The sequence below is a fragment of the Pseudoxanthomonas sp. YR558 genome, assembly GCF_900116385.1.
Lineage (GTDB): Bacteria > Pseudomonadota > Gammaproteobacteria > Xanthomonadales > Xanthomonadaceae > Pseudoxanthomonas_A.
Window position 1 is genome coordinate 2,487,140 of sequence record NZ_FPCI01000001.1, and the last position, 11,539, is coordinate 2,498,678.

The following is an 11,539-nucleotide window of genomic DNA, read 5'->3' on the forward strand; positions in this document are numbered from 1 at the left end:
AGACGCCGGCCACGGGGGCCGGCGTCGAGGTGGCCGGTCCTGGGAGGGACCGGCCCGGGGAGGAGCGTTTACTTCGTGATGTCGACGTCCTTCGTCTCGCGCAGGAACAGCGTGCCGATGATCAGCGTCATCACGGCGATGCCGATCGGGTACCACAGGCCGTAGTACAGGTTGCCCGTGGCCGCCACCAGCGCGAAGGAAATCGCCGGCAGGAAGCCACCGAACCAGCCATTGCCGATGTGGTACGGCAGCGACATCGAGGTGTAGCGGATCTGCGTCGGGAACAGCTCGACCAGGTAGGCGGCGATCGGGCCGTACACCATGGTCACGTAGATCACCAGGATCCAGAGCAGGAAGATCGTCATCGGCACATTGATGCGATCCGTCGGCGCCTTCTCGGTGTAACCGGCCGCACCCAGCGCCGTCTTCAGTTCACCACCGAACGCGGCGGTCTTGGCCTTCACGTCGTCGCCGGACAGGCCGGCGGCTTCGAACGACGGCACCGAGGCTTCGCCGACGCGCACCTGCGCCAACGTACCCGGGGCGGCCGATTCCACGCTGTAAGGCACGCCGGCACGGGCGAGGGCGGCGGTAGCCTGGTCGCACGAACTGGTGAACTTGCGCGTACCCGGGATCGGGTCGAACTGGAACGAGCAGGTGTTCTTGTCCGCGACCACCACGGCCGGCGCATTGCGGCTGGCCTCTTCCACGCCAGGGTTGGCGAAGTGGGTGATGCCCTTGAAGATCGGGAAGTAAGTCACCGCGGCCAGCAGGCAGCCCGCCATGATGATCTTCTTGCGGCCGATACGATCCGACAGCCAGCCGAAGAACAGGAAGAACGGCGTGGCGAGGAACAGGGCGGCGGCGATCAGCAGGTAGGCGACGGTGGAATCCACCTTCAGGATGCTCTGCAGGTAGAACAGCGCATAGAACTGGCCGGCGTACCAGACCACGGCCTGGCCGGCGGTGGCGCCGAACAGCACCAGCAGCATCAGCTTGAGGTTGCCACCCTTCAGCGAATCGCGGAACGGCGTCTTCGACCCCTTGCCTTCGGCCTTCATCTGCTGGAACAGCGGGGATTCGCTCAACTGCAGGCGGATCCACACCGAAATGCCGAGCAGGATGATCGACGCCAGGAACGGAATGCGCCAACCCCAGGCTTCGAACGCCTCGGTGCCCAGCGACAGGCGGCAGGCCAGGATCACCAGCAGCGACAGGAACAGGCCCAGCGTCGCGGTGGTCTGGATGAAGGCCGTGTACAGGCCGCGCTTGCCGTCCGGCGCGTGCTCGGCGACGTAGGTCGCCGCGCCGCCGTACTCGCCGCCCATCGCCAGGCCCTGGGCCAGGCGCAGCACGATCAGGATGACGGGCGCCGCCATGCCGATCGACGCGTAGTTGGGCAGCACGCCGACCAGGAAGGTCGAGATGCCCATGATCAGGATGGTGACCAGGAACGTGTACTTGCGGCCGATGCGGTCGCCCAGGCTGCCGAAGAACGCCGCGCCGAACGGACGGACGAAGAAGCCCGCCGCGAACGCCAGCAGCGCGAAGATCATGCCGGTGGTCGGATTGACGCCGCTGAAGAACTGCTTGGCGATGATCGCCGCCAGCGACCCGTAAAGATAGAAGTCGTACCACTCGAACACGGTGCCGAGGCTGGAAGCGAAGATGACCTTCTTGTGGCCCTTCGTCAGCTCGCCCGACGACGAGTGCTGCACAGTCGTGGAACTCATGTGGATTCCCCTCAGAAAGTGTATTTGACGGTCGTGTGCAGACGCTTCAGGTCGCCTTCGCGGTCATCCTCGAGCGAACGCTGGCCGTAGATCAGTTCGGCGCCCAGGTCCAGCTTCGGGAACGGCGAATAGATGATGTTGGCGTGCATCGACTGCGTGCGCTCGGTGACGCCGAAACCAGTGATGCCGGCGTCGTTGTCGAAGTGCGAGGCGGAGTACATCAGGTTGGTGCGCACCTTCGGGCTGAATACGTGGCGCCACGCCACGAAGCCGCCGTAGCCATCCAGTGCGGCGATGTCGCCGTTGGCTTCGGTCACCACGTCGCTGCCCACGCCGAAGGCGAGGTAGCGGCCGATGCCCTGGCCCGCGTTCACCGCATAGCGGATGTCGTCGCTCTTGCCCAGGTTGAACTTGCCCGAGACACTGACGGAGGCGCCGGTATCGGTTTCCTCCAGCAGCTTGAACTGGCGCACCATGCCGGCGACGGTGAAATGACCCCAGTCGCCCTTGGTCAGCCAGCGCGCGGTGACGTCCGGCAGCGCGTTGTCGCCGCTGTTGAAGCGGGTGCCGGCGAGATATGGCGTGACCGTGGTCTGCGGGTTCTCGATCGAGAACGACCACGGGCCCTTGGTGTAGCGCAACTGGGCCTGGCGCACGAAGATCGTGCCGTCGGTGGGGCCGACGAAGTCCACGGCATCCGGCAGCGCGGCCACATCCATGAAATTGGACCAAGTCTGGCCGGCTAGCCAATTGTTCCAGCTTACGTAGGCCTGGCGCAGACTGACGGCGTAGGTGTTGGTGGACGTTTCGTTGCCGGCCAGCGCATTGCTGCCGCCGCCGAAGAAGTCCATTTCCACGTAACCCTTGAACTTGTCGCCATTGTCGGTGACATGGTCGGCGCTCAGCCAGAAGCGCGAGAACTGGGCGTGGAAATCGGTGTAGGCGTCGCCGCCATCGGCGGTCGGGCCGCCCACCGGGATGGTGCTGGGCACGTAGAACAGGCGACCCGACGAACCATCGGCGATGCGGCCGTCGCTGGTGTCGGTGGCCATCGCGTCCATCTTGATGAAGCCGCCGTAGGAGAACGAGCCTCCCGGATTGGCGGCGGTCAGGATGGTGGTGCCCTGGATCGGCTGCTTGCCGGCGGGCAGGGCAGCCGGTGCCGCGGCCTGCTTGGCCTGCACCTGGGTCACTTGCTCCTGCGTGGTGGTGATCTGCGTCTGCTGCTGTTGCTGCGCGGACAGCAGCAACTGCACCTGGCGCTCCAGGTCGGCCACGCGTGCTTCCAGCGCCTTCTCCTTGGCGGTCTGTGCGAACGCCATCCCCGGCGCGATCAAGGCGATGAAAAGCGCAGCGGCCAGTGGCCGTCGCGCCATGAGTGCGGAACGTTGGGTCATAACCCCTCCCGAAAGGTTGATGGCCGCGTTACGCGGCTGACGGAGACTTGCGCCTGCATGCCGGCAGCGCCTATTCGCCATTAGTCGTAACCGCACTGCGATGGACCCAAACCCTTGCCAGCAAAGGGGCGCGACGTTCGGTCGCGGTACTTGCAGCGGTGCTTTAAGACCATCGTCTAAGCCGGATGCTGCGATGCCGCACGGTCGTATGCGTCAAACTCGTTGCGTCGGACATGCCACGCGACGCGCTCCGCCGCCTCGCCCGGCCGTCGTCCATGCCTCAGAATCGACGCATCACTTGAACGTCCCGGGAGGACCTCATGACTGACCTGTATCCGGTCAAGCCGGAATTCGCGGCCAAGGCCCGCATCACGCGCGAGCAGTACCAGCGCGACTACCAGGCCTCGATCGATGATCCGGACGCTTTCTGGGGCAAGGCCGCCGAACGCCTCGACTGGTTCAAGAAGCCGACCCAGATCAAGGACGTCAATTACGCGCTGGACGACTTCCGCATCCGCTGGTTCGCCGACGGCGAGCTCAACGCGAGCGTCAACTGCCTGGACCGCCAACTGGCCGAACGCGGCGACAAGGTCGCGTTGTTGTTCGAACCCGATGGTCCCGATTCGCCTTCCTATGGCGTGACCTATCGCGAGTTGTACGAGCGCACCTGCAAGCTGGCCAACGCGCTGCGCGCACTGGGCGTGCAGAAGGGCGATCGCGTCACCATCTACCTACCGATGATCCCCGATGCGGCCGTCGCCATGCTGGCTTGCGCGCGCATCGGCGCCATCCACTCGGTGGTGTTCGGCGGCTTCGCGCCGAACTCGATCGCCGATCGCGTGTCCGACTGCGCCAGCAAGCTGATCATCACCGCTGACGAAGGCCTGCGTGGCGGCAAGAAGGTGCCGCTGAAGGCGAACGTGGACGCTGCGCTGAAGCTGCCGGGCACCCATTCCGTCGAGACCGTGCTCGTGGTTCGCCACACCGGCGGCGCGGTGGATATGCAGATGCCGCGCGACCGTTGGTTCGACGCCGTCGTCGACGCACAGCCCGCCGAGTGCGAGCCCGAGCGCATGAACGCCGAGGACCCGCTCTTCATCCTCTACACCTCCGGCTCCACCGGCAAGCCGAAGGGCGTGCTGCACACCACCGGCGGCTACCTGCTGTACGCCAGCTACACGCACGAGGCCGTGTTCGACCTGCGCGAAGACGACATCTACTGGTGCACCGCCGACGTGGGCTGGGTCACCGGCCACAGCTACATCGTCTACGGCCCGCTGGCCAATGGCGCCACGGCGGTGATGTTCGAGGGCGTGCCCAACTACCCCAGCGTGTCGCGCTTCTGGGAAGTGATCGACAAGCACAAGGTCACCATCTTCTACACCGCACCCACCGCGATCCGCGCGCTGATGCGCGAAGGCGAAGCTCCGGTGAAGAAGACCTCGCGTGCCTCGCTGCGCCTGCTGGGCAGTGTGGGCGAGCCGATCAATCCGGAAGCCTGGCGCTGGTACTACGACGTGGTCGGCGATGCTCGTTGCCCCATCGTCGACACGTGGTGGCAGACCGAGACCGGCGGCATCCTCATCACCCCGCTGGCCGGTGCGGTCGACCTCAAGCCCGGCTCGGCCACGCTGCCGTTCTTCGGCGTGCGGCCGGCGCTGGTCGACGCCAATGGCGAGCAACTCGACGGCGCCACCGAAGGCAACCTGGTGCTGCTGGATTCCTGGCCGGGACAGATGCGCACGGTGTACGGCGACCACCAGCGCTTCATCGACACCTACTTCCGCACGTATCCGGGCACCTATTTCACTGGCGACGGCTGCCGTCGCGACGCCGATGGGTACTACTGGATCACCGGCCGCGTCGACGATGTCATCAACGTCTCCGGCCACCGTATCGGCACCGCCGAAGTGGAAAGCGCGCTGGTCGCGCACCCGAAGGTGGCCGAAGCGGCTGTGGTCGGGTTCCCGCACGACATCAAGGGCCAGGGCATCTACGCCTACGTCACCCTGAAGGCCGGTGAAGCGCAGAGCGACGAACTGCTGAAAGAACTGGTGGCCTGGGTGCGCAAGGAGATCGGCCCGATCGCCACGCCAGACCACCTGCAATGGGCGCCGGGCCTGCCAAAGACGCGCTCGGGCAAGATCATGCGCCGCATCCTGCGCAAGATCGCCGAGAACGCGCCCGAGCAGTTGGGCGATACCTCGACGTTGGCCGACCCGTCGGTGGTCGAATCGCTCGTCGCCGAACGCAAGGTGAAGTAACCCGGCTGCTGGGGAGGGCAGACGGGCTGCACAGGGCGGGACACGCCGCCCTGTGCAGGCAACGCATCAAGGATTACCCTTTCCCATCACGATGGATCGCACTGCCATGCCCACTCTGTTGATCGCCGACGACCACCCGCTGTTCCGTGAGGCGCTGCGCGGCGCCGTGCAACGGGTGATGCCGGGCGTGAAACTGCATGAAGCCGACAGCGTCGATGCCCTGTACGTGCTGGTCGATGCGCACCCGGATGCCGACCTGCTGCTGATGGACCTCAACATGCCCGGCGCGCACGGCTTCAATGCCCTGGTGCACCTGCGCGCGCTGCATCCGCAGCTGCCGGTGGTGATCGTCTCGGCGCGCGAAGAGCCGGTGGTGATGCGTCGCGCGCTCGACCACGGCGCGCTGGGCTTCATTCCGAAGTCGGCCGATTCGGACACCATCGGCCAGGCCATCGGCGCAGTGCTGGATGGCGAGCGCTGGGTGCCCGACGAAGCGCTCAGCGCCCCGGCCACGTCCCGCGACGAGCAGGAAACCGCGCAGCGCCTGCGCGACCTGACGCCGCAGCAGTTCAAGGTGCTGCAGATGCTCGGCGCCGGTCGCCTCAACAAGCAGATCGCTTACGACCTGGGCGTGTCCGAAGCCACGATCAAGGCGCACGTCACCGCCATCTTGCGCAAGCTCCACGTCACCAACCGGACCCAGGCGGTGCTCGCCGCCGGTCGCCTTGCGGTGGATCCGGACGGCCTGGTGCTGCCGCCGGAAGAAGGCGAGTAAGTCCGGTCCGGTCGCAACTGCGGTACAACGGGCGCGTCAGCGACCCTCCACGCGGATGCCGACGAGTCGCAGTACCGGACCGGTGAGCAGAGCCCCCAATAGTGCGCACGGCGTCCCCCACAAAAGGACCGCCACATAGATCATCGACGCTCCGCCGCCGGCATACGGGCGGACGCAGTCGGTGTAGTACGCGAAGACGAGCCACGGTGACAGGAGTAGGCAGGCGCCGACCGCACGCAGCGGATTGGCGGTGGCCAACGAGACCAGTGCGGGCAGCAGCGGGATGAGCAGGAAGAACCCCACGGCGCGCAGATACGCCACCCACGTGTGGTCATAGCAGGCGACGTTGTTGAACGCCTGCAGCAGCAGGATGCCGACGATGGCAACGGCACCGAGGATGCGTGCGGTCTTGCGGGAGACGTTCATGAGGTCGGCAGGTGCGAGCGGACCAGCTTCACGGTCTCTACCAACTGGTCGACCGGAACGCGAACCCGCGCCATGCGCGCCGCATCGCCGCTCCGGTCGTGCGTGGTGCCCCTTTCACGGCCCGCGCCGTCGAAGGTGGCGAGTTGCGGTGGCCCGATGCCCCAGTCACTTCCTTTCTGTCGAGGCACGACGTGGAAATGGAAATGCGGCGTTTCCTGCCCGCTGTACACGCCATTGTTCTGGAACGTCATTATTCCCAACGGTTGATACGCACTGACGAGTGCCTCCGCGATCCGCTTGGCCGAGGCCATGATGGCCGAACACTCGGCGTCGGAAAGATCGAGCAGCGTTGCCACGTGCCGGCGCGTAATGACGCAGCATTGGCCGGTCTCGAACTGCCACGGATTGATGACGGTCAGCGTATGTTCGCTCTCGTCGATGATCTTCCAGTGCTCGTCGCGGGCCGCCACGCACAAGTCGCAAGGGTCTCTGACGGGAAGTTGGATCATTTCTTTCTCCTATACCTGACAGGGACGCGTTCGCGAGCTGGCTGGCCAGCCGGATCGGTCGGCTACGGACACCATCAGACCCAAGGCAGCCATGCGACCAGTCCCATGCGCACGCGCTGCGGCGCGACCGTTCCGGCGACGAACAGGGCTGCCGCCCCGACGCCAAAGAGCAGGCGCGCAAACAAGGGGACGTCCGTGGCGCAAGCGACCCATGCTCCTGCGGCTAGCCCGGACCCCAGCACGATGCAGATGATGCGCGCGATCCAGTCCAGGCGGGGCGTCGCTTCCGGTGTGCTCTTCATCCGGTGCAGGGCCTGTGTTGAGCCGGGGGAAAAGCGGGTTCGGTGTGAATGAGTTGCCAGGGCCAGCATCGCGATCAATCGAACTGGAGATCCGGATCCCGCCCGAAAATATCTTTGAGCCACAGCTCCGTCCGGCGCTCAAACGCCATGTCGCTGACATCTTCATAAGAGTAGGACACCGAGAAACTCACATTATCCCGGAAAAATCGTCTTGTTCTCTCGATCGACAAGATGGCGGCGGTGAAAGGTGGCGCTCCGCTGGCGATGAACTCGCCATGCAATGCGTTGAAGCGGGCATCCAGCTTGTCGATGCCGTCATACACCGCGCGATGTTCATTCCTGCGCGAAAGGTAATACAACCCTGTGGTCGACACGCCGTCGAATATCTCGGATCTGGCCCAGATCTTCCCCGCGTCACCCGGCACACGGCTGCAGGCTTCCTGGACGAGCAGCCTGTAGACACCTTCGAAAGCGTGAATCTTCTTCATGATGACCCTAACGTACATGCCGGGCCGACGCGCGAAGCGGGCTCGGGTTCAATGACGGGTTAGACGCCGACCTAGCGCCGGTCATAGAAAAGCGAGAGCACGAGGTAAACCGGGTAAGCCCGCGTCATGATAAAGAGGCTTGCCTCATGGCTTGAAGATGCTTCTGCCCATCCCTGCATCTTGCTGGAGGGCCCTAACAGGCCGAAGAGGGCCAGCGCAGTGCCGCCAAGAAGGAAGGCGGCCAAGAGCGCTGATCCCCACCAGGGCCATGTGGCCATTCCCTCGCCATCACGCACCAGGAGGAGGACGCCCAATGCGGCCAAGACCAACCCCAGCGTAACCAAGTAGCTGCGGCAGTATGTCGCGGATGCATCTGGTTTTTTTCGCTTGCGTGCCATGTCCTCTGGCGCCTTACGCCTGGATTGAGCCCGATTGAGCGGCGGGTTAGGCATGAATGAACTGCTAGGGCCCGCCCACCTAGACAGACATGACCACCGACAGAAATCCTGAGCCCAGCCAGACGAGAAAGCAAAGGCCGGCGCAAGGCAACAGCAACGAGCGGAATGAGGCGCCAATGAGCGCAATGGCCGCCACTGCCAAGGTGGAGCCCCAAAACATGGGGCGTGCCCCAGCACCCCACACGAGCCAATGCGGCGGACCAACGAGGGCCGCGTGAAGAATGGAGGCGCCGGGCAGCCACCCAGGCCTGTACAGCACGGTCAGGCAAAGCGCGATGTAGGCAAGAGCAAACAGCAGCAGGGATGCCGCTGCAACCATCACGACCAAGCGATCGCCTGACATTCTGGAGGTATCTGCGGTCATCCAAGAGACCTCATGCGGGGTCTGATGCCTGAGTCAAGCCGCGCCGCGAAACGGCGTCGGCTTGGATGAACTGTTAAGCGGCGGCCGCGAAAGCATGGGCCACCGCTCTTTGAACTACTAACCTATCGCTGGTGATTACAGCGCCGCCCCAAATATCGCCTTCACGAGAGTCTTGAAACAGCAATAGCACCCTAAAACCTGCAAAGTCGTCCTTAAGCAGCGTTTGAATTTCTTGAAACACCGCTGGCTTGAACGCGGATCTCACCACATAGACTGGCCGCGTTCTGTCGTCATTCCAGTCCCAGTTCTGCCACTGAACGGGATTTTCTCCCTCCTCGGGACCGATGCGGTGCTCGAGTAGGATCTTGAGCGCACTACCCAAAGCTAGGTCCAATCGCTCCTCAGCATCGGCCGCTGGTCCATCGGGTGTTTCAAGAGCAGGTTGCGTTCGTTGCAAGTAGGCCCAAAACGCATCAAGGTCGGCAAGTACTTCGGTCTTTGAGCTACGAAGAAAGCTGAGCATTGCCGCCTAACGCCTGAATTAAGCCGACCTGCGAAGCGGGTTCGGCTTGAATGAACTGTTAGGACTCATTTGGTCACACTCACTGAGTGGACGCAAATGCTTCCTGGCCATTGGCCGAGATGGCCGCGCGTGCTGGTGATGTAGACACCGCGCAGCGTAGCGCTATCGCCATCTTTTGGACTCACCTCAGTGCTCATCAATGTCCATATGCCTTTTGAGAAATCGGCAGAGAACGGATCTTGCGGAGTTGGATAAATGGCCGAGTGCTCAAAGGAGCGAGTGTAGTAGCCGGAAACCCTGACGGGCTTGCCATTGTAGCGTTCCGGCTCTGAGGTAAGCGCCGAGATCGTCGTTTGGATGTAGTGGCCGGACCCGGACGGACACCCAAACGTAGAGAGGAAATCCGCCGTCTCGTGATCGACCTGGACTCTCTCCGAGCTGCAGCCAGCGAGAAGCAGCGCTGTAGAGGCGGTTGCGAGAATTCTCATGAGTCCTAACGCCTGAATTAAGCCGACCCGCGAAGCGGCGTCGGCTTGAATGAATTGTTAGGCACCATACGGTGCTGGTGCCTCTTTGCAAACGGTTACCTCATCAGCCCACCAATGCCCCCGCTCGTAAGAGCAAAGCATAAGGCGCGCTGTTGGGGACGAGACCTCTAGAACCTGGTTCTCAGGCGCTGCAAAACGGAGCGACACATCCTGATTGATCAGGTCAGCCCAAATGGCAGACGCAGAAACATCAAAGTCCGTAAGCGCAGCGTCCTGTAAGAAGTGAGATGCGTCACTGGTGCCAATGGCGTACTGGACAGGCTCCCCAACCCAGGAAACGAAGAGTCTCTGTCCATCCTGGAAGGTCAGCACCAACTCGCCGCCAAAATCATGGGTCTCGCCATCTGCTGCAGCGTCCACAGCAGACTCCTCGCCCTGAAGAAGCCGATAACAGATTGCGGTGAGCTTGGGCATGGTGCCTAACGCCTGAATTAAGCCGACCCGCGAAGCGGGTTCGGCTTGAATGAATTGTTAGGCCTCATGCCTTGGGCCGCCAGTAAACGCCCTTCGGATCCGAGACCGCAAGATAGCCCCACTTTGAATCCCGTTCTATCGTTCCGTCGAACACGATCTCGACCGGATCGCCTTCATCAGGAGTGTCATCGCCGCCGTTGAAGGTAAACGGCATTCCGACTGCTCGCTCTGGGGTGAGTCCAAGGCGTGCAAGATCTTCTATTGAGTCGCTAGTCAAAGCGTAGCCATTGTCAGTCATGCGTGCGTTCAGATCGCAGAAGATGTCTGGGAGAAATGGCTTCATGAGGCCTAACGCCTGAACTAAGCCGACCCGCGAAGCGGGTTCGGCTTGAATGAATTGTTAGGTGCCATGGCAGAGATCACTGAGCGGAGATCCTCCACGGCACGTTGTCGAATCTTGGGGGACTTAATGTGGCCAGGCAACCGACTAAGCCAGTGACTATTGGGGCCGTGCCCGCCACCACGAATGGCGGATAGACGGCGCGATGTCGGGAGGGGCTTGCGCCCAAGGACATCTACACACTCTGCAAGCTGTGCCGCAGAAGAGAAGCGGAAGACAAAACCCTGCGACTCGACGCAAAGCACGGGATAGCCGCTACGACCCTCGGCCCTGGGAGCCGGCGGGCTGTATGACTCGGACGCGCGCCATGCTGCACCGTCAAGTTCTAAGTGAACCCAGTAGGCCATGGGCTCATTGCGCCAATCTTGCGTGTGTTCGATCCAGTTGCGGGCAACCTTCCCCATGGCACCTAACGCCTGAATTAAGCCGACCCGCGAAGCGGGTTCGGCTTGAATGAATTGTTAGGCATCAGGCTAGTGCCCGTAATGACAAGGGTGCCGGCCAAACTACCGGCTCCACGCCGTCAATGCTATAGCCCTCCAGCTCCGTTAGGGCTTGGTCATTTGCCCAAAGCATGACCCCAACCAAGCCGCCAGCGGCCGTCTTGCCTGAGTAGTCGGCAAGGATGTAGTTGCCTTGAGTTGCCGGATCAACATCAAATGACGAACCGAACAGCACTGTCGGACAGCCGCCACAGCCGCATATTGCAATGACTTTCAAAGACTCGATCTGGCCCAGTCGATCCGGAGCCTCGCGCTCCAAAAGAAATATGAGCAAAAGTCTTTCCTCATTCGAGATCTCTCGCTGATAAGGAGTGCAGTAGCTAGAATCTTTCATCGATGCCTAACGCCTGAGTTAAGCCGGCCCGCCCGATGCGAACCGGTTGCGTCCGAGACCGCGAAGCGGGCTCGGCTTGAACGAATTGTTAGGTCTATGGT

Annotated in this window: 13 protein-coding genes; 2 read left to right on the top strand and 11 right to left on the bottom strand. The window is 62.8% G+C overall.

All coding sequences use genetic code 11. The features are described 5' to 3' along the window. Window positions 1-68: 68 nt before the first annotated feature. On the bottom strand, window positions 69-1,733 hold the full coding sequence (locus BM365_RS11495; protein ID WP_093489305.1) for an MFS transporter: 1,665 nt from the start codon (window positions 1,731-1,733) through the stop codon (window positions 69-71). Window positions 1,734-1,744: 11 nt separating this feature from the next. Beyond that, entirely contained in the window at window positions 1,745-3,130 is a 1,386-nt protein-coding gene (locus tag BM365_RS11500; RefSeq protein WP_093489307.1) for a DcaP family trimeric outer membrane transporter, read from the bottom strand. 320 nt (window positions 3,131-3,450) lie between these two features. Between BM365_RS11500 and acs the strand changes: the two genes are divergently transcribed. Together acs and BM365_RS11510 are read left to right on the top strand one after the other, a co-directional pair. Then, window positions 3,451-5,394 carry an acetate--CoA ligase gene (acs, locus tag BM365_RS11505; RefSeq protein ID WP_093489309.1) on the top strand — a complete coding sequence of 648 codons (1,944 nt, stop codon included), beginning with the start codon at window positions 3,451-3,453 and terminating at the stop codon, window positions 5,392-5,394. A gap of 106 nt (window positions 5,395-5,500) precedes the next feature. Continuing rightward, window positions 5,501-6,169, top strand: a complete 669-nt coding sequence (locus BM365_RS11510) for a response regulator transcription factor (protein WP_093489703.1) — start codon at window positions 5,501-5,503, stop codon at window positions 6,167-6,169. A gap of 36 nt (window positions 6,170-6,205) precedes the next feature. Here the strand turns inward: BM365_RS11510 and BM365_RS11515 are convergent, their stop codons facing one another. From BM365_RS11515 to BM365_RS17840, 9 genes are all read right to left on the bottom strand, one after another. Beyond that, window positions 6,206-6,595, bottom strand: a complete 390-nt coding sequence (locus BM365_RS11515) for a Na+:solute symporter (protein WP_093489311.1) — start codon at window positions 6,593-6,595, stop codon at window positions 6,206-6,208. After that, window positions 6,592-7,104 (bottom strand): HIT family protein, encoded by a 513-nt coding sequence (locus BM365_RS11520; RefSeq protein WP_093489313.1) that lies wholly within the window; start codon window positions 7,102-7,104, stop codon window positions 6,592-6,594. The genes BM365_RS11515 and BM365_RS11520 overlap by 4 nt, the downstream gene beginning before the upstream one ends. A gap of 74 nt (window positions 7,105-7,178) precedes the next feature. Next, on the bottom strand, window positions 7,179-7,484 hold the full coding sequence (locus BM365_RS11525; protein WP_139227407.1) for a hypothetical protein: 306 nt from the start codon (window positions 7,482-7,484) through the stop codon (window positions 7,179-7,181). Next, complete coding sequence (locus BM365_RS11530) at window positions 7,481-7,894, bottom strand: antitoxin YezG family protein (RefSeq protein WP_139227408.1); 414 nt, start codon at window positions 7,892-7,894, stop codon at window positions 7,481-7,483. The genes BM365_RS11525 and BM365_RS11530 overlap by 4 nt, the downstream gene beginning before the upstream one ends. A 477-nt stretch (window positions 7,895-8,371) precedes the next feature. Then, window positions 8,372-8,716, bottom strand: a complete 345-nt coding sequence (locus BM365_RS11540) for a hypothetical protein (protein WP_093489321.1) — start codon at window positions 8,714-8,716, stop codon at window positions 8,372-8,374. Between the two features lie 73 nt (window positions 8,717-8,789). After that, the gene (locus BM365_RS17830; RefSeq protein ID WP_139227409.1) at window positions 8,790-9,239 is read right to left on the bottom strand and encodes a hypothetical protein; all 450 of its coding nucleotides are present in this window, start codon (window positions 9,237-9,239) and stop codon (window positions 8,790-8,792) included. A 545-nt stretch (window positions 9,240-9,784) separates the two neighbouring features. Then, the gene (locus BM365_RS11545) at window positions 9,785-10,201 is read right to left on the bottom strand and encodes a hypothetical protein (protein WP_093489323.1); all 417 of its coding nucleotides are present in this window, start codon (window positions 10,199-10,201) and stop codon (window positions 9,785-9,787) included. Between the two features lie 64 nt (window positions 10,202-10,265). After that, window positions 10,266-10,544: a hypothetical protein gene (locus BM365_RS17835; RefSeq protein ID WP_139227410.1), complete on the bottom strand. Its 279-nt coding sequence runs from the start codon at window positions 10,542-10,544 to the stop codon at window positions 10,266-10,268. A 525-nt stretch (window positions 10,545-11,069) separates the two neighbouring features. Continuing rightward, window positions 11,070-11,438 (bottom strand): hypothetical protein, encoded by a 369-nt coding sequence (locus BM365_RS17840; protein ID WP_139227411.1) that lies wholly within the window; start codon window positions 11,436-11,438, stop codon window positions 11,070-11,072. Window positions 11,439-11,539: the final 101 nt, after the last annotated feature.